Source organism: Billgrantia sulfidoxydans, from assembly GCF_017868775.1.
Taxonomy (GTDB): domain Bacteria; phylum Pseudomonadota; class Gammaproteobacteria; order Pseudomonadales; family Halomonadaceae; genus Halomonas; species Halomonas sulfidoxydans.
Genome location: NZ_CP053381.1, coordinates 3,781,827 through 3,800,061, shown reverse-complemented (window position 1 = coordinate 3,800,061; position 18,235 = coordinate 3,781,827). Strand labels below are relative to the sequence as shown.

Sequence of the window (18,235 nt, the reverse complement as noted above, 5' to 3'; positions counted from 1 at the left end):
GGATGGCTGAGAAGATGGAAGGTCGAACTCCCAACGCATGGATGGCCGTCGACCAGGGTGCCGTCACCGATCCGAGGCTGTCACCATTCACGCTGCGAATCACGGCCAACGCGGAGCTCCTCAAGGGAGTCCGTGATGGTGACTGGCTGCTCATCGTCGATCGAGCCGGCCGTGTCACCCGTGTGGGCCGTGTGCTCAAGGCGCGCTGGCAGGCCGATGCCACGACGTACTACCTGGACCGCGTGAAGCCCATCGAGCAGCCTGTGTCACTCGGCAGCCTAGGCCTGCCACCTTGTTCGGGCAGCATCGGTCGCCTCGAATGGACCAAGTTCGCGGAGTCCGTCTCGAAGGGGGTGGGGATCTCGCTGACGGCAGTGCCGCTCGTCGACCCCGAGCATCCCGAGCACAAACCCCATGCCCATGCGTACATCCGTGAGCTGTTGCAGTTGGCGGTCGTCGACGACCTTCTCGGCCCCGCTGGTGGGCCGGAGGAGCTGATCAAGGACATGAGCGTCCAGGATCGTTACCTCGTCGGCAAGCTCGCCCCTCGAAAGCCTGCGGATGGCGACACCGCCAGGGTCGAACCGGCGGCGGGTATGGATGAGGATGACGAGCCGGACGAACCTCAGGATGCCTCGCTCCACCAGCCGGGCCAGGACTTCAGCAAGGTCACCGGGCGAGTCGATCCCGACGACGATGCTCTCGACGAGATCGACACCACCGACAACCAGTCGCTGGTGCCCTCCAGCATCGGAATGACGTTCTGCGTGGCGCCGGACGTCGACAGCGTCGAGGTGGCCGCCGCCTGGGGGCGCTACGAAAAACTTCCCGGCAGGGAGCACGACTTCACCCGTACCGTCAGGAACAAGAAGACGGGAGAAACTGAAGAAAAAAAGATAAAGGTGTGGAAGCGGGTGCCCTGTGGCGGTTCCGTCCGTCTGCCCCTCGAGGATGGTCCCATCTCTCCCGCGGCCCCCAGTCCCAGCGACGATCAGGTGCGTCTCCAAGGGACGATTCGAACCAATGGCAAGGGGGAGCGGCTGGTCACGCTCTTCCTCGTGAACGGACAGGTGGAGCCAGAACAGAACAAGGATGCCGCCTGGGTATTCCAGCCCGAGATTCGCGTCACGGCGGTGGAAGCGGCCGACGGCAAGGCGATCTTCCATCGCCGCCCCGGTAGCGACTCCGTCGACGACGAGGAGCGCGAACGTCTGGCCTTGGTCTATAGGCGCAAGCTCGAGTTCGCCGTCGGTCACGGGGTGTCGGTGCATGCCACGATCTCCGAGACGGAGCCGACGTTGGCGACCGAGGTGCGCACCCAGGTCATGCCCCACCATGAGATCCCCGTCACGGAGACCCCCGGCTCGTCTCCCGATGACCGCCCGGCGCAACGGCACATGATCGAGCGTGGCTGGCTGGACATGAAGGAGCTGGCGGCGATGGAGGTCGAAGAGCTGCGAGAGGCCTTGACCACCCTCACCGAGGATTATGCCGCCTGGATCGGGGAGCAGGAGAACAGGATCGGTGACGAGATCACCGAGCACGAGGAGGCAGCGAAGAGCATCCTCGGCGACTGCCGTTCCATCCTCGGCCGGCTTCGCGAGGGGGTGTCGACCCTGGCTGAAGACCCGAAGGCACTTCAGGCATTTCGCTTCGCCAACCAGGCGATGGCGGATCAACGGATCCGTAGCATCTACTCACTCCAGACACGACGCGGTGCCGATGTGACTCCCGAGTCACTGGATGAACGGAAGAACCGTTCTTGGCGCCCCTTCCAGCTCGCCTTCCTGCTGCTCTCGATTCCCTCTCTTGCGAATCCACACCATCAGGACAGGACCCATCCCGTCGAGGCGCATGCCGACCTGCTGTGGTTCCCCACCGGGGGCGGCAAGACGGAGGCCTATCTGGGTGTCGCCGCCTTCGCCATGGGGATACGTCGCCTGATGGGCATGCAAGGGGGGCTGGATGGTTCCCGAGGGCTCACCGTCATCATGCGCTATACCCTGCGCCTGCTCACGTTGCAGCAGTTCCAACGTGCCACCGCTTTGATCTGTGCCATGGAGGTGATACGCCGCAGTGAGCCAGCTCTTTGGGGGGAGGAGCCGTTCACGATCGGGCTGTGGGTCGGCAACAAGGTGACCCCAGGCACCACGGCCAAGGCACACGAAGCCATCGAGGCGACGCGCAACGACGATCGTAACACCTCGAGCCTGGCGTCACCGGCCCAGCTCACCGGCTGTCCGTGGTGTGGCTCTGAGATCGATCCCAAGCGAAACATCAAGGTCGACAAGACGGCACTGCGCACGACGCTCTTCTGCAGCGACCCCTACGGGAACTGCGAGTTCTCCGAAGGCCAGTCGTCACGTCTCGCGCATCCTGGGCTGCCCGTGAAAGTGGTAGACGAAGAGATCTATCACCGTCCGCCCAGCATGATGATCGCTACGGTCGACAAATTCGCTCAGATGGCTTGGCGGCCCGAAGTGCGGGCCCTCTTCGGAAAAGTAGATCAGGAGTGTGAACGCCATGGCTTGCTTTGGCCAGGCCACGACTGTGGTCAACGGCATCGCAAGCAGGGTATGCATCCCGCATCCAAGGTGAAGAGCATTCCCGCGATTCGGCCGCCGGACCTGATCATTCAGGACGAGTTTCACCTAATAAGCGGACCGCTGGGCACCATGGTCGGTCTCTACGAGACGGCCGTGGACGAACTCTGTAGCTGGCATGATGGAGACACCAAAATTCGGCCCAAGGTCGTTGCCTCCACGGCGACGGTTAGAAAGGCGGCCGATCAGGTGCGCAACGTCTTCATGCGGCGACTTGCCGTCTTCCCTCCTTCGGGGTTGGACGTTGAGGACAACTACTTTTCCGTCCAGCGCCCGACCGAAGTGATATCGGGGCGTCGCTATCTGGGTATCTGCGCACCGGGCAGCTCTCGCCCCGCGGTCCTGATTCGCACCTACACGGCCTTCCTGACCGCAGCCCAGGCCCTGTTCGATCATTTCGGCAAGGCAGCGGACCCCTACATGACGCTGGTCGGTTACTTCAATTCCCTCCGCGAGCTCGGTGGCATGAAGCGTTTGGCAGAAGACGACGTCAACACGCGCTGTTACCGGGTCGCTATGAGTCTGGTCGAACGCCCGGGGTTGGCTCAGCGCCGCAAGATCGATGTGGTAGAGCTCACCTCGCGAGTGCGTAACGACGAGATCCCGAAGTACCTTGATCAGATGGAGATTGGCTTCCAGGGCCGCTACGACGACCAGGCGGGTAAGTGGGTGGTCGACTATGGCGAACGCGACCATCGCGCGCTCGACGTGGTGCTGGCGACGAACATGCTCTCCGTGGGGGTCGACGTCAACCGGCTCGGGCTGATGGTCGTCAATGGCCAGCCCAAGGGGACGGCCGAGTACATCCAGGCCACTTCCCGAGTGGGGCGTGCGTTCCCTGGTCTGGTGGCCAGCGTGCTCACCTGGTCGAAGCCTCGTGACCTGTCGCATTACGAGACCTACGAGCATTACCACGCAACCTTCTACCAGCACGTGGAGGCGCAGTCGGTCACCCCGTTCTCGCCCCGAGCGCTGGATCGTGGCCTGACTGGCACATTCGTCAGCCTGCTTCGAAACGAATATCAGGCGTTCGGCGCCAACCAGGGCGCCGATGAGCTGGACCGGCCGGACCGTGGCGAGGTACGAGACGTCACCAGCCGGATCGTAGATCGCGCTGCGAACGTCACCGAGTCCAAGGAGAAGCGGCAGTGGGCGATGGACCAGCTCAAGTCACGAGCCGACGATTGGGCCAAGGAGGCGAGCTTGGGTGGCCGCACGCTGGTGTATCAGAAAATGCGGAACTCGACGGACACCTCCGTCGAGTTGCTCAGGAAGCCAGGGGCAGATCCATGGTCGAAATGGACGGTGCCGATGTCGATGCGTGAAGTGGAGCCCGGCGTGGGCATCGTCATGGACGACGCCTGGATGCGTGATGCGCCCGACTGGCAGGCGCGGCCTGCGACATCAGGTGAAGAGGGGGAAGAGTCATGAGCAGGACGCGAATCGGTGAGATCCGCCCCAGTCAGTTGCTATGGTCGTATGGGCCCGGTGCCTTGATCGACCTACCCAACATGTCCGTCGTCACCATGTCCTCCGAGCGATGGGACGAGCCCAGATGCCGCACCATACACGAGGCACGTCTACTGGCGAACGTCAGGCGGGTACTCGGGCCTCAGATCGAGTCCCTGCGCATGCCGCCGATCAACGAGGAGGAGGTGAAGGACAACACTTCTTCAGAGGCGCTGATCGGTGTCCCGGTAAAGCCGTTTCCCCGCTGGCTCAGATGTGTGAAATGCGGGCTCCTCTCGCCCGTCGAGGCGGGGTTGTTCGAGTTGAAGGATCGGTTCAGGATCGAGAGAGCGCGTTACGTACACAAGGGGTGTAAGGGCTCGGATGGCACCAAGAAGGCCACCGATGCCGATGCCGTGCCTGCCCGCTTCCTGATCGCCTGCAAGTCAGGGCACCTGGACGACTTTCCTTGGCACTGGTTCGTCCACCGTGGACCGAGTGATTGCAAAGGAAGTCTGCGCTTCTATGAGAACGGGGCCTCCTTGCAGACGGAGAATCTGTGGGTGAAGTGCGACGAGTGTGAGGCATCACGGAACATGGCCCACGCATTCGGAAAGGCGAGCAAGGAAAATCTGCCAGGCTGTCGAGGCCGACATCCACATCTCACCCGTTTCGAGGAGTGCGACCAGGAGGCACGCACGGTCCTGCTCGGGGCCACCAACGGCTGGTTTCCGTCGACCCTCTCCGTGCTGGCGATTCCGCCCAAGTCGTCGACCCCCTTGAGCCAGCTGGTCCAGGATGGCTGGACCTTCTTCGAGGATGCCGAAGACGAGCCGGAAGTGAAGGCGATCGTCAAGACCCTCAAGAAGTCCGGCCAGCTGCCAGGCATCGAGGCGTATGAGGTCGGCGAAATATGGGCCGCCATTCAGGCGCACCAGGGCGGGGGGGACGAAGTCCACGATCGTGACATCAAGACACCAGAATGGGAGGTGCTCACTGCCGATGAGCCACCCAACGACTACCCGAGCTTCAAGAGCAAGGTCTTCTCCGCCCCGAATCAGTTCCGGGATGAGATCAAGCGAGTGGTCCTCCTGGAGCGTCTAAAGGAGGTCAACGCACTGATCGGCTTCACGCGAATCGAGTCCCCGGAAGAAGAAGCGGGCGAGGGCTCGGTGAAGCGCGCACCGCTTACCTCGCGAGCGCCTGAGTGGGTGCCGGCAACCGAGGTGCACGGTGAAGGTATCTTCATCGAGTTCAACCTGAACCACCTGGAAGAGTGGCACGGTCGAGAGGCCGTCGATAGGCTGGACAAGAAGCTGCGAGCGGCCCACCGTGGCTGGCGTAGGAAACGGAAGCTGGATCCAGAAGTCGGCTATCCGGGCATTCGTTATGCCATGCTCCACACACTGGCTCATACCCTGATCCGAGAGATGGCTCTGGAGTGTGGCTACAATGCCGCAAGCATCCGCGAGCGCATCTACGCCGATGTCGAGGGTGACCAGAATCAAGCCGGTGTGCTGATCTACACCGCCGCGGCGGATTCCGACGGCACGCTGGGTGGTCTCGTCGAGCTCGGCAAGCCGGCGAACCTGGAGAGGTTGATGACCCAAGCCTTGGATCGGGCCGAGGTGTGCTCCTCCGATCCGCTGTGTGCGGAGCACGACCCCACCACAGACCAGTCTCTACATGGCGCATCCTGTCATGCGTGCTCGTTCGTCGCCGAGACTTCATGTGAAGCCGGCAACAGGTATCTGGATCGAGCCCTGCTGATGCCCACGCTGGAGACACGCGATGCCGCCTTCTTCTGGTGGAAAGGATGAATGGGCTGCAACGAGGTGTGGTCGAGTTCGCCACGGCCGTCTCCAAGGGCGCCTTGCGCAGCGTCGTCGATACGTTGATCGAGCAAGGCGAGATCGATGCCTTCGTTTTGGAGCGTCGCGTGACGCACCACCACTCGAAGGAGCTGCTTTTGCGGCTCCTGCGGGAGGCGGCAGCTCACCACATATCGGCTCTTCGACTTGCCGGGATGCTCGAAGGGGCTTCCTATGTCGTCGAGCACTATCAGGAGCTGAGCCCCGAGCTGGTCTGGACGGGGCCAGCTCCCGCTGGTACCGCCACACGGCAGACGGAGCAGGTCATGCTCGAGGTAATCCGCGGTGCCCGGGAGCGCCTCTTCCTGACCAGCTTCGTGGCTTACAGGGTCGATCGCATCGTCACCGCGCTGAATCAGGCTGCCGATCACGGAGTCGACGTCAAGATTCTGCTGGAGTCGCCCGAAGGGAAGGGCGGAAACCTCTCGGTGGACTCGGTCTCACTGATGAGAGAAGTCCTTCCCAGAGCACGCTTCTTCGCCTGGCAGAAACGGTCTGAAGAGTTCACTGGGGGCAGTGTCCATGCCAAGGTCGCCGTGGCCGACGATCGCCTCGCCTTCATCACCAGTGCCAACCTGACCGGTTATGCCATGGAGAGAAACATGGAGGCTGGCGTGTTGTTGAGGGGCGACGAGCATCCTAGGAAGTTGGCAGATTACCTGGAATCAATGGTGAGTACCGGCGTGGTCGAAGAATTATGACTGAACAAGAAAAAGCAATTCTTATATAAACTTATTTTTATGCAAAGACATTTGTCTGGGAGAAAATGCTGAGTGGTTTGGTTTCCTGGCTAAGTAAAAACTTATAAGTCAATGTGAGTTTGTATATGAAAATGCTGTGGGAATTTCCAGAAGATGTTCAGAAATTGGTTATTGAGAGCAAACTTTGCAAGCATGGTGATTTAATAGGTGAGATGTCTACACCTCATTCCATGATTTATACCTTCAAGGGGGGTGATACCAACTATGTCATTGCAAAAGGTATCAAAACCGAAGGAGCCATGTCTTTGGTTGATAGGCACAGTTTTTTTTCACAAGCTTTGTATGAAGTGAATAATGCTCATGTGGTTTGCCATCATCCATCCATACAGAGATTTTTTGATATTGATATAATTTCAGGCGTTCCCTTTTTATTGTCTAGGAAGCGTGACACTACATTGCGGGATTTCATATGTGAAGGGCCTGTTTCTGAGCCTGAGGCATTATCGATTTCTATTCAGATCGTACATGCTTTGAATTATTGTGAAAAAAAAGGGCTGTTGTGTCACCAAGATCTCAAGCCTGAGAATGTTTTTTTGGACTATATTTCTAAGCATTTTGATGCGGGTGATGGCTACCCGATAAAAATGAGATCATTCGTCGCTGACTTCGAGCTAGCCAATGCCTATTTGGTTCTTGGTCGCCCTTATGGCAGTAGACCGTATATGGCTCCGGAGCAATATGTGAAATCTCTAGAAGACGGCTCTCCTGATTTTTCCAAGGTAGACGTCTTTGCAGTTGGGGTGATTCTTTTTGAAATGCTGACCGGAGGTTTACACCCATTGGGTGAAGAAACGATACTCATATGGCCTGAGCCCAGTGAGGGTAAGAGTCCTCAATGGCGAAGAGAAACACCCTGGAAAAAATGGCTCAAGAGGGGAGCGAAGATTGAGTGTGAATCAGACAATGTTTCACAAGATGGGTATGAAATCATCAGCTCCTGTTTAGAAGTAGATTTCTCGAAAAGGTTTACAAAAGAACAGCTTGAAGCCAGACTGCTCGAACGTTTGAGCCTCATAGATAAAGCTGCTTACGATGAGCTGACAGGTTGTCTAGACTACTTCGATGATATTGCAGTTATAAGCGAGTCGGAAGGGTGGCCTTACTATGAAAACCGTGTTGAGCTACTTAATAAAACATTTGCCGACCGTCCGGTCTCATGAAGTTAGTCATCAGCCCCCTGCTTTTTATCCTAGTGCTAAGGGGCAACTAACATGAGTGAGTTAAGGCTTGCGACGGCGTAGGCAGGACACACGCGGCTCTCTTTGTGAGTCAATTAGAGCGCCTTATGAAGTCTCGCGCAACAGTTTCTCAAGGGTGAACAAACCGAAACGCCCGACAGCCTCGTACTCGTTAATCGAGACTTGATGCTGCCTTTTCTTTTTTTGCCCGGGTACGACGCCTGAGGATTGCTGGTGTATCCTCGACGCCGAGGGCCTTTCGGGGAAGCCCCCGAAGTTGAGCATGTTCCGGTAGTCGCATTCATTTATATACGCATCCTGGTTTCGTTTTAATACATACAACTATTTTATCTTCGCTAATATTTTTCCATATCCAAGATGGTTAGACTGGGTTGCCATAGCCATCCGCTTCATAAGAGCCTGAGCCATAACATCTTGAGCAATTCTCCACTTCGCCCAAGCACGGACAGTCAATTTTCACCCTTTCTTCTTTTTTCTTATTTCTTTCATTTTTCTTGCTTTCTTTTTCTTTTGTAAGGATTCTTGACATTTCCTCTTCAGGAATTAAGGATAGCTTTTTTTTCATTTTATCTATGGCAGTTTCCAGTTGTGAAATTCTTTCCTCTAGTGCTTCGTTTTTATTTATTGCCCGACGTTTTTCTTCGCGTAGTTTTTTAATCACTTCTGCCGACTCGGCAATATTCTCGTTTTTTTTGTCTTCAGCATGGCCTACTCTTTCTTTTAAGTTTCTGATTTCCTTTGTGAGTTTTTCATTTTCATCATTTAATAGCAGGAGCTTAGAGGCAATCTCTGAGCAGTTCTTGAAATATTTAAACATTGCCTTTTCATAGACAGTGGTTGGCAATGCTCTGTTTTGAAAAATTCTAACGAAATCTTCTTGCTCTTTTGTGGTGGGTGGAAGTAACCCTAATGCAAGCTTTATCAGGGCCTTTCCATGTTGCTCTATTACTCTGATTTCCTGAGAAGTAAAAATTTCGTTTTCTAATTTTTCGGTTTCGCCTTGGAACATACGAGTTAACCTTCCGTTTTTGTATATTTTTCTGGTTCTTTTTTTCGAAATCTTTTGCTGGTTTTGAGAATGAGACAAGCACACCACACTACGTGGTCGACTCGCACGCTAGCCTTTTCGCTCATCTCGTCTAGATTATAGCTCGCCATAGCTCATGCAGATGGAACTCCACATTGACGTTGAGAGTGACCGCACGCCTCGGATCCAAATAAGCCAACCGGCTCCACCCGCCCTAGCCTTGCCGTATCCGCTGGCCTTGGGCCGAGCAGGCCTGCTGAGGCTCTCGCGTCGAGGTTGGTTCGGGAGGGGCGTGTAGGTGTCCTCCCATGATTTCGCGCTGCCACCTACGCAGCGGACCCTCGTCCTCTGCAGTGGTTGGCCAAAGTGGTCGCAGTTTGGTCGCAGATCGTAGCGAATCCCCGTGTTGTATGTAACCAATGGAAAATTTCAAGTTATTGTTTTATCTACAAAAGCCCGTAGCAAGCGCGGCCTGTGGTTGTCGAAAAACGGATTCAAAATCCGCCGCACGCAAGTGCTTGTCGGTTCGAGTCCGACCGCCGGTACCAGCTTGAGAAATACTGAAAACAGCGCTTATAAGCGGCTGTTTTGCGTTTCTGGTATGCCTCGTCTGGCGTTCCTAACCGAACCACCTGGCCAGCGTGGCCCTGGCCTGCTCGCGGTGCTTGTCGTTGATCTTGGCCGCGACGATGGCCAGCGCACCGGCCAGTACGCCCATGTCGTCGGTGTAGCCGAGCAGCGGCGTAAGGTCGGGAATGGCATCGATGGGCGAGATGAAGTAGCCCAGCGCGCCATAGATGGCGGTCTTGGCCCACAGCGGGGTGCTGGGGTCCTGAGCCGAGTAGTACATCTTCAGGGCGGGCTCGAGGGTCTTTCTGCCCGCCTGCCGGGCGCTATGGGACACCTTGTCCCAGAAGCTCTCTTCGGAGTAGTGCGCCGCATTCGCCTCGAGGGTGCCCTCGATGGCGTTCGGCTCGGCGCCGCCGCGTTCGAAGTCGTGTGTCTTCATGCGAGACCCTGTGGTGTCATGTCTGTCGCTTTGACAGCATGGCACGTCGCCACGTTCGCCGTTGCGCAAGCGCCGTGCCACGTCAAGCGTCTTGATGTGCCTGCCGGGCCGCTGCATGCTGACCGATAAACGCATGCGAGGAGGCGGTATGGGTGTGAAGCGGTTTGCCTGGGGGCTCGGCGTCCTGGGAGTGGTGCTGGCGCTGTTCGGCTGGCAGCAGCAAAGCCCGGGTGCATTCGTCGGCGTCGCGCTGGTCGCCCTGGCCGGCGTGCTGCTGGCGACGGCACGGCACCGGCCCGAACGCTAGGCCGCCGGGAAGCACGGGCGGGCCTGACATTCTTCAGGCTTGGGCTTATGATAGTGACAGTCACAGTCCTTCTCCCCTCCGGGGCGAAGGGCTGTTTTCGTTGCATGGCCGCCAGCATGTTGCCTGCTGTCGGCGCCAAGGAGGTCGTATGTCGTCTCGTCCCCCCATCATCATCAACCGCCTGGATGCGGAGCGACTGCAGCGCCTGATCGACCAGGCGGACGAGAAGGATCGATTCGTCGCCGACTGCCTGGAAGAGGAGCTCGAGCGCGGCGAGGTGATCGATCCCGAGGAGATCCCGGCGGACGTGGTCAGCATGAACAGCCAGGTGCAGTTCACCGACCTGACACGCAGCCGCCAGATGATACGTACGCTGGTCTATCCCCACGCGCTGGCGGCGACCGAGGACGGCATCTCGGTGATGGCACCCATCGGGGCCGGGCTCATCGGGCTGCGCATTGGCGACGAGATCGACTGGCCGCTACCTGGCGGTGGGGAGGCGCGCCTGCGCATCGATGCGATCCTGTGGCAGCCCGAACGGGAAGGACAGTTCCACCGTTGAACCGAGGCACGGGCGTAGAACCGAAGAGGAACGGAGATGCCGCTTTCACTCTGGATGTCGCTGGTGGCGGTGTGCGCCATGGGCGCGATGTCACCGGGGCCGAGCCTGGCCCTGATACTGCGCCACACGCTGGGCGGCGGGCGTGCGCCCGGCATCGTGGCGGCGCTGTCCCATGCGTTGGGCGTGGGGTTCTATGCCCTGCTCACGGTGCTCGGGCTGGGGGCGCTGATCGTGCGCTTTCCCGCGCTGTTCCAGGTGATTACCTGGTGCGGGGCAGCCTACCTGGCCTGGCTTGGCATCAAGGCGCTGCGTGCCGGCAGGGCGGCGGCGCTGGAAGCGGCCGGCGTTGCGACTACCCGCGGCCAGGCGGCCCGCGAGGGCATGCTGGTGGCATTGGGCAATCCCAAGCTGATCCTGTTCTTCATCGCCCTGCTCAGCCAGTTCGTCACGCCGGAGATGAGCCTGGCGGCCAAGGCGATCATCGTCGCCACGGCGATGATCATCGACGGCGGCTGGTACGTGCTGGTGGCGGTATCCTTGACCCATTCGCGCGTGCTGCCCTGGCTGCAGGCGCGGGCGCACTGGATCCATCGCGTTACCGGCGTGATGCTGCTGGCGCTTGCGCTGCGCGTGGTGGTCGGTCCTCTCGGCTGAGGGGCGAGCGTTGACAGCTGAGCCGGCTGGTCGTCAGGGATGATGGTAGCCTCAGAATAATTCGTGAGCGGGATCCCTGGATGAACCTTTTGGCGGAATACGACGAAGAAGAAGAGCGAGCCCTGGCCCTGGTGCTCGACGAGGATCCCGATGTGGTGGCGATTCTATCGCTGCAGCTGCATGTGCTGGGGCTGGAGAGCCGCTGCTATCGGCGCGCCGATGCGCTGCTGGCAGAGCTCGAGCAGTGTTCTCCACAGCTGGTGATCATGGGGCTCGAGTTCGGCGACCCGGATGGCATCGAGCTGCTGCGGCTGCTGGCCGAGCGGGAGTTTTCCGGCTGGGTGCTGCTGTTGGGCGGCGTCGAGCGCAAGATCTCGCGCATCGCCGAGCGGGTCGGCCGTACCCTGGGGCTGCAGATGCTCGGCTCGCTGGACAAGCCGATGCGACTGGCCGAGCTCCGCCAGCGCCTCGATCGGCTGCGTCCTGGCTGCAAGCCGGCCATCGTGCCCGAGGATAGCCCCTTCTTTTCTGCCGAGGAGCTGGAGTCGGCGCTCCAGCGGCGCGAGCTCACCGTGCACTACCAGCCCCAGTTCGAGCTGGCCAGCGGGCGATTGAGCGGGGTCGAGGCCCTGGTGCGCTGGGCACACCCCGAGATCGGCCTGATCGGCCCAGCCAGTTTCCTGCCCATGCTCACTGCCGCGCAGAGCCGGCGCCTGACCTGCCACGTGCTCGAGCAGGCGCTGATCGATGCCCAGCGCTGGCGCGAGCAGGGCGTACTGCTGTCGCTGTCGGTGAACGTCACCGCCGACGATCTGATGGAGTCGCAGCTTCCGGCGCTCAGCCGCCAACTGGCGCCGGAGGGTTCACCGCTGGTGATACTGGAGATCACCGAGACGGCGGCCATGGACGACGAGCTGCTGGGCTCGGAGATCGCCGCGCGGCTGCACCTGAGCGGGATGGAGGTGGCGGTGGACGACTTCGGTGTCGGCTTCTCGTCGCTCTCGCGATTGCAGATGCTGCCCATCAGCGAGCTCAAGATCGACCGCAGCTTCGTTCGCCACCTGCAGCAGGAAAGCCAGGACGCGGCGATCGTCGAGGCCATCGCCCTGCTCGGCCGTCGCCTGGGGATCCGCGTGGTGGCCGAGGGCGTCGAGGAGCTCGACTGCCTGCCCACCCTGGCTCGCTTCGGCTGTACCCACGTGCAGGGGTTCGGCCTGTCGCGCCCGGTGCCGGCCAACGAGATTCCCGCGCTGGCCTCCGATCAGTCGCCGATTCGCGCCAGGATCGTCGCCAGCGGCGAACCGGCCGGCAGCACGCCGTAAGCCGGGCTTGCCTCGACGCCGAGGCGCGAGCGGCAGAAGGTCTCGGCCACCTCGTTGGGGGCATGGCGCAGCAGCAGCGCGGCCTGCAGGCCCTGGGCCAGGCGCTGGGTCAGCCAGCGGGCACGGGGCTCTAGCGCTTCGGCAGGTAGCGCCAGGTCGTGCTCCAGGCCGGCCAGGGCCAGATCGAGGTCCTGCTGCACGCCCTGAGCGGCGCCGAGCTCTGCGCGCAGGGCGGCGATCGACTCGGGATGACGCGCCAGCACTCGCAGCAGGTCCAGGCAGATCACGTTGCCCGAGCCCTCCCAGATGGAATTCACCGGCGCCTCGCGGTAGAGCCGAGCCAGCGGTGCCTCTTCGACATAACCGATGCCGCCGAGGCACTCCATGGCTTCGGCCATGAAGCCCGGGGCGCGCTTGTTGTGCCAGTACTTGGCCAGCGTCGGCAGCACCCGTGCCAGGGCCGTCTCGTGGGCCTCGCCGCGGGCGTCGCCGTCGAAGGCGCGGGCGCTGCGCATGACCAGCGCCAGGCCGGCCTCAACCTCCAGCGCCAGGTCGGCGATCACCGCCTGCATCAACGGCTGCTCCGCGAGCGGCCGGCCGAAGGCGTGGCGCTGGCGAACGTGGCGCCACGCCTCGGCCAGGGCCTGGCGCATCATGCCCACCGGCGCGGTGGCGGCATCCAGTCGGGTCTGCTGCACCATGTCGATGATGGTGGCCACGCCGCGGCCGGGCTCGCCGACGCGCACGGCCCAGGCGCCACGGTACTCGACCTCCGCCGAGGCGTTGGCGCGATTGCCGCACTTCTCCTTGAGCCGCTGGAGCTCGATGGCGTTGCGCTCGCCGTCGGGCGTGAAGCGCGGCGCCAGGAAGCAGGTCAGCCCCTCGTCGGTCTGGGCCAGGGTGAGGAAGGCGTCGGACATCGGCGCACTGCAGAACCACTTGTGGCCGGTCAGCCGCCAGCCCTCGCCGTCGCGCTCGGCGCGGGTGGTGTTGCGGCGCACGTCGCTGCCGCCCTGCTTCTCGGTCATGGCCATGCCGAAGGTGAGGCCGCGTTTCTCCCGAGCGGGCAGGGCGCGGGGGTCGTAGGCGCTGGCCAGCAGCCCCGGCGCCCACTCGGCCTCGATCTCGGGGCTGCGGCGAAGCACCGGCATGGCGGCATGGGTCATGGTCACCGGGCAGCAGAAGCCCGGCTCGGCCTGGGTCAACAGGTAGAGCGCGGCGACATGCGCCTGGTGCCCGCCACGACCCTCCTCGCGCCAGGCCACGGCGTGCCAGCCGCCCTCCATGGCCAGGCGCATCAGCTCGTGGTAGGCGGGGTGGTAGCGCACCTCGTCCAGGCGGCGGCCGTGGCGGTCGAACAGGCGCAGCTCCGGCGGGTGGCGGTTGGCGGCCTCGCCCAGCTCCTGTACGTGGGAGCTGCCGGCGCCCCGACCCAGCGGCGCCAGGCGTTCGGCGACCCAGGCCGGAGCGTCGCGCTCCAGCGTCTCGCGCAGCGGCAGGTCGCTGGCCAGCAGGTCGCGGTCGCCGGGGGTGTCGGGCTGGTTGACCACTTCGTGGGTCGCCAGGCGGCGGCGGGGGGCAGTGTCGCGCATGGCAGCGCTCCTCGATGTCGCTGTCATCCCAGCATGGGCAGTCGTCCGGGAGCGGTCAATGCGCAGCGAACGTGACGGCGCTGCCGCTTCTCGGTAGGCTTGGGGGCAGCGTGCAAAGAACGCCTGGCTTGGGCAGGCCCGAGGCAAGGTTGCCTCGGTGCGCTGAGGGGTGCTACGTGTGAAACGTGGCATGGTGAGAGGACAGCGAGGCAGGCAAGACATGGCCATCCATGAGCACGAATGCCGCACCTTTCGCGGCGAGCCCTTCAACCTGCGCGCCCTGCAGGGGCAGGTGCTGTTGATCGTGAACGTCGCCAGCCGCTGCGGCTTCACGCCCCAGCTCGGTGAGCTGGAGCGCCTCTACCGCCGCCATCGCGACCGCGGCTTCACCGTGCTCGCCTTTCCCTGCAATCAGTTCGCCCGCCAGTCGCCGGAGACGGCGCTGGATTTCTGCGCCTTCAGCTCGAGCCAGTACGGCGTCACCTTCCCGGTGATGGAGAAGGTCAAGGTCAACGGTGCCGGCGCACATCCGCTGTTCGTCGAGCTCAAGCGCAAGGCGCCGGGGGTGATGCGCACTGGCATGATCAAGTGGAACTTCACCAAGTTCCTGGTGGCCCGGGACGGTCGGGTCATCCAACGCTTCTCGCCGCGTGCCGACGGCCAGGTGCTCGAGCGGGCCCTGGAAGAGGCTCTCGACGAGAGGTTCCAGCCCTAGGCGCCGCCATCGGCCCGCGCCTTGCGACCGTATCGGGTCAGGCGTGAGGCGACTCCCCCCGCGCCATCATCACGCGCGCCATCAGCTCGTTCCAGCGGTGCCGGGTCATCATCGTGGTCAGCCCCGAGAACAGCGCCCAGCTCTTGCGCCGCCAGCCCTTTAGCCGCAGGTTGTGGGCGACCAGCTGCTGCATCAGCCGATAGTCGTCGAAGTCGCGCCACTGGCCGGCGATCGACACCTGGTTGCGCACCAGCACCGGGGCGAGTTCCAGGCGAAAGACCCATTCCAGTTCGCGCAGCGTCAGGTTCTGGCGCTGGATCACCTCCACCATGTGCGCGAAGTCGCTCTCGCTGGGCTCGCGATCCAGCCACAGCGGAGCCAGCGCCAGCCACAGCTCGCCGCGTTCGTCCACAAGCGCCTGTGCGTTCATACCCATCTCCTGCCATGGCATTGCCGGGGTTGCATCGTGCCCCAGGTGTCATCGTCGCTCAAGTGCGGACAGACGCAAGCATGGCCGCTAGAATGTCGCCACTGCCCATTCGTACCGATCCGGCGCCCCAGGCGGCGCTGCAACACCAATAACGAGGTCTGTCGTGATCATCAAACCCAAGGTCCGCGGTTTCATCTGTACCACTACTCACCCGGTCGGCTGCGAGAAGAACGTGCTCGAGCAGATCGAGGCGACCCGTGCCCGTCAGTTCGACAAGGCCAACGGGCCGAAGAAGGTGCTGGTGGTCGGTGCCTCCAGCGGCTACGGCCTGGCGGCTCGCATCACCGCGGCGTTCGGCTACGGCGCCGATACCCTGGGCGTGTTCTTCGAGAAGCCCGGCAGCGACAAGAAGCCCGGCACCGCCGGCTGGTACAACGCCGCCGCCTTCGACAAGTTCGCCAAGGCCGAGGGGCTCTACAGCAAGTCGATCAATGGCGACGCCTTCTCCCACGAGGCGCGTGACAAGGCCATCGAGCTGATCAAGCAGGACATGGGCCAGGTCGACCTGGTGGTCTATTCGCTGGCCTCGCCGGTGCGCAAGCTGCCCGACTCGGGCGAGCTCAAGCGCTCCAGCCTCAAGCCGATCGGTGAGACCTACCGCGCCACCGCCATCGACACCAACAAGGACACCATCATCGAGGCCGAGGTCGAGCCCGCCACCGAGCAGGAGATCGAAGACACCAAGGCGGTGATGGGCGGTGAGGACTGGGAGCTGTGGATCGATGCGCTGGACAAGGCCGGCGTCCTGGCTCCTGGCGCCCGCAGCGTGGCGTTCAGCTATATCGGCACCGAGATCACCTGGCCGATCTACTGGCACGGTGCCCTGGGCAAGGCCAAGGAAGACCTCGACCGTGCTGCCGGTGAAATCGACGCCAGGCTCAAGGCCAGCGGCGGCGGCGCCAACGTGGCGGTGCTCAAGTCGGTGGTGACCCAGGCCAGCGCGGCGATTCCGGTCATGCCGCTCTACATCGCCATGGTCTACAAGGTGATGAAGGAGAAGGGCCTGCACGAGGGCACGATCGAGCAGCTCAACCGCTTGTTCGGCGAGCGTCTTTATGGAGGGCAGTACACCACCGACGAGGCCGGCCGCCTGCGCCTGGACGACTGGGAATTGCGCGACGACGTGCAGCAGGCGTGCAAGGACCTGTGGCCCCAGGTGACCAGCGAGAACCTGTTCCAGATCACCGACTATGCTGGTTACAAGCACGAGTTCCTGAAGCTGTTCGGGTTCGAGCGCGATGACGTCGACTACGACGCCGACGTGAACCCGGATGTCAGCTTCGATGTCGTGACGTTATAGGCCCGCCACGCGTTTTCCTTGGCGGGCGAACCCAGCGGCAGAGGAGGTCCGCCATGGATACCAGGGAGAGCAGGACACCGGAGGAAAAGAAGCAGCATCTCATGGAGGAGCGGCTGCCCGAGGATTTCGCCCACCCGCAGCCCGACGCCGACCAGCCGGAAGCCAGGCGACCGGCCAAGGGCGTGCACTGGCTGGTATTGGGCGTCGCCATTCTCGTCGGGATCGTCGTGATCACGCTGTTGCTCTCGCGTCTCGTCGACTGAGTCCCGTCTCGACGTGCCACATCGGCTGACGCGTTGCTCCGGCCCGGTATTGCCAACGCTGCCGATCGAGTACCATTTCAGCTTCGTTCCGGCAATGGCGTTGTGGCATGCCCGATTCCCCCTCGACCGCTTCTCGTCAGCCTCCGACTCGCTGGGTCGGCGTGCTGACGCTGCCGGGTTTCTCGCTGTTGGCCCAGGCCTGTGCGCTGGAGCCGCTGATGGTGGCCAACCAACTGGCCGGGCGTCGGCTCTACCGCTTGCAGGCTTTCTCGCCTGAAGGCGGTGAGGTCGCCAGCATGGCCGATCTCAGCCAGGCGGCTTGTACTCCCTTCGAGCTGGCGTCGACCGAACTGGACATGCTGGTGGTCTGCGCACCCAGCCCGCTGCCGGCCATGCACGAGAGTGCCCTGCCGGGCCGGCTGCGCCAGCTCGGACGCAGCGGCGTGGTGCTGGTCGGGGTCGGTGGCGGCACCGAGCTGCTGGCCCGCGCCGGCGTGCTGGACGGCTACCGGGCCACGCTGCCCTGGCAGCGCTTCGCCGCCTTCACCCGCGACTTCCCCCGCGTGCGCCTCACCCAGCAGCTGTTCGAGATCGACCGCGACCGCCTCACCTGCGGCGGCGGTACGGCGGCGATGGACATGATGATGACGCTGATCGCTTCCCACCACGACAGCGAGCTGGCCGAGCGGGTCTCCGAGCATTTCGTGCTGGAGCGGGTGCGCATGGCCGACGAGCCGCAGCAGGTGCCGCTGCGCGCCCGTCTGGGGCATGCCCCGGCGCCGCTGGTGGATGCGGTGATGCTGATGGAGGCCAACATCGAGGAGCCGCTGACCACCCACGAGCTGGCCGAGCACCTCGGTATCTCGCGCCGCCAGCTCGAGCGGCTGTTCAAGAAGTACCTGCAGGCGGTGCCCGGCCGCTACTACCTCGACCTGCGGCTGAAGGAGGCGCGCCGCCTGCTGCGCGAGAGCGACCTGCCTGCCGGCGAGATCGCCATGAAGACGGGCTTCTCCTCGCCGGCTCACTTCTCCACCGCCTATCGCAACCATTTCGGCGTGACGCCGCGCGAAGAGCGCCTCTAGCCGGCCCGAACGGGTCGCGCCCCCTTTGC

General features: G+C 62.2%; 16 protein-coding genes and 1 tRNA gene. 13 read left to right on the top strand and 4 right to left on the bottom strand.

The annotated features are described in order from the left end of the window. Positions 1-2: 2 nt before the first annotated feature. The 4 genes from drmA (at position 3) to HNO51_RS17505 (ending at position 7,844) form a co-directional block, all read left to right on the top strand. Entirely contained in the window at positions 3-4,034 is a 4,032-nt protein-coding gene (gene drmA, locus HNO51_RS17520; RefSeq protein WP_209538008.1) for a DISARM system helicase DrmA, read from the top strand. Beyond that, the gene (gene drmB, locus HNO51_RS17515; protein ID WP_209538007.1) at positions 4,031-5,872 is read left to right on the top strand and encodes a DUF1998 domain-containing protein; all 1,842 of its coding nucleotides are present in this window, start codon (positions 4,031-4,033) and stop codon (positions 5,870-5,872) included. The genes drmA and drmB overlap by 4 nt, the downstream gene beginning before the upstream one ends. Continuing rightward, positions 5,869-6,624 (top strand): DISARM system phospholipase D-like protein DrmC, encoded by a 756-nt coding sequence (drmC, locus tag HNO51_RS17510; protein WP_209538006.1) that lies wholly within the window; start codon positions 5,869-5,871, stop codon positions 6,622-6,624. The genes drmB and drmC overlap by 4 nt, the downstream gene beginning before the upstream one ends. Positions 6,625-6,749: 125 nt before the next feature. Next, positions 6,750-7,844, top strand: a complete 1,095-nt coding sequence (locus tag HNO51_RS17505) for a protein kinase domain-containing protein (RefSeq protein ID WP_209538005.1) — start codon at positions 6,750-6,752, stop codon at positions 7,842-7,844. Positions 7,845-8,244: 400 nt separating this feature from the next. Here the strand turns inward: HNO51_RS17505 and maoP are convergent, their stop codons facing one another. Continuing rightward, positions 8,245-8,892 (bottom strand): DUF413 domain-containing protein, encoded by a 648-nt coding sequence (gene maoP, locus HNO51_RS17500; RefSeq protein ID WP_209538004.1) that lies wholly within the window; start codon positions 8,890-8,892, stop codon positions 8,245-8,247. A 483-nt stretch (positions 8,893-9,375) separates the two neighbouring features. On the opposite strand from maoP, the gene HNO51_RS17495 reads away from it, so the two are divergent. Next, positions 9,376-9,458, top strand: a tRNA-OTHER gene (locus HNO51_RS17495). A 71-nt stretch (positions 9,459-9,529) separates the two neighbouring features. Here HNO51_RS17495 and HNO51_RS17490 read toward each other — a convergent pair. Continuing rightward, a complete protein-coding gene (locus HNO51_RS17490) occupies positions 9,530-9,919 on the bottom strand; it encodes a YkvA family protein (RefSeq protein WP_197448521.1) in 390 nt (129 codons plus the stop codon). Positions 9,920-10,067: 148 nt separating this feature from the next. Here HNO51_RS17490 and HNO51_RS17485 point away from each other — a divergent pair, with 148 nt between their 5' ends. The 4 genes from HNO51_RS17485 (at position 10,068) to HNO51_RS17470 (ending at position 12,764) form a co-directional block, all read left to right on the top strand. Then, positions 10,068-10,226 (top strand): hypothetical protein, encoded by a 159-nt coding sequence (locus HNO51_RS17485; protein WP_197448520.1) that lies wholly within the window; start codon positions 10,068-10,070, stop codon positions 10,224-10,226. A 148-nt stretch (positions 10,227-10,374) separates the two neighbouring features. Continuing rightward, a complete protein-coding gene (gene rnk, locus HNO51_RS17480) occupies positions 10,375-10,788 on the top strand; it encodes a nucleoside diphosphate kinase regulator (protein ID WP_197448519.1) in 414 nt (137 codons plus the stop codon). A 36-nt stretch (positions 10,789-10,824) separates the two neighbouring features. Then, complete coding sequence (locus HNO51_RS17475) at positions 10,825-11,442, top strand: LysE family translocator (RefSeq protein WP_209538003.1); 618 nt, start codon at positions 10,825-10,827, stop codon at positions 11,440-11,442. Positions 11,443-11,522: 80 nt separating this feature from the next. Further along, entirely contained in the window at positions 11,523-12,764 is a 1,242-nt protein-coding gene (locus HNO51_RS17470) for an EAL domain-containing response regulator (protein ID WP_197448517.1), read from the top strand. Here HNO51_RS17470 and HNO51_RS17465 read toward each other — a convergent pair. After that, complete coding sequence (locus HNO51_RS17465; RefSeq protein WP_209538002.1) at positions 12,704-14,356, bottom strand: acyl-CoA dehydrogenase family protein; 1,653 nt, start codon at positions 14,354-14,356, stop codon at positions 12,704-12,706. The two genes, HNO51_RS17470 and HNO51_RS17465, sit on opposite strands and share 61 nt — an antisense overlap. 220 nt (positions 14,357-14,576) lie before the next feature. Here HNO51_RS17465 and HNO51_RS17460 point away from each other — a divergent pair, with 220 nt between their 5' ends. Next, entirely contained in the window at positions 14,577-15,071 is a 495-nt protein-coding gene (locus HNO51_RS17460; protein ID WP_197448515.1) for a glutathione peroxidase, read from the top strand. A 37-nt stretch (positions 15,072-15,108) separates the two neighbouring features. Here the strand turns inward: HNO51_RS17460 and HNO51_RS17455 are convergent, their stop codons facing one another. Beyond that, positions 15,109-15,501 (bottom strand): DUF7079 family protein, encoded by a 393-nt coding sequence (locus HNO51_RS17455; RefSeq protein ID WP_197448514.1) that lies wholly within the window; start codon positions 15,499-15,501, stop codon positions 15,109-15,111. 163 nt (positions 15,502-15,664) lie between these two features. Between HNO51_RS17455 and fabV the strand changes: the two genes are divergently transcribed. The 3 genes from fabV (at position 15,665) to HNO51_RS17440 (ending at position 18,206) form a co-directional block, all read left to right on the top strand. Further along, entirely contained in the window at positions 15,665-16,861 is a 1,197-nt protein-coding gene (gene fabV / locus HNO51_RS17450) for an enoyl-ACP reductase FabV (protein WP_209538001.1), read from the top strand. 53 nt (positions 16,862-16,914) lie between these two features. Then, positions 16,915-17,124 carry a hypothetical protein gene (locus HNO51_RS17445; RefSeq protein ID WP_197448512.1) on the top strand — a complete coding sequence of 70 codons (210 nt, stop codon included), beginning with the start codon at positions 16,915-16,917 and terminating at the stop codon, positions 17,122-17,124. A 107-nt stretch (positions 17,125-17,231) separates the two neighbouring features. After that, positions 17,232-18,206 (top strand): GlxA family transcriptional regulator, encoded by a 975-nt coding sequence (locus HNO51_RS17440; protein WP_197448511.1) that lies wholly within the window; start codon positions 17,232-17,234, stop codon positions 18,204-18,206. Positions 18,207-18,235 lie beyond the last annotated feature (29 nt).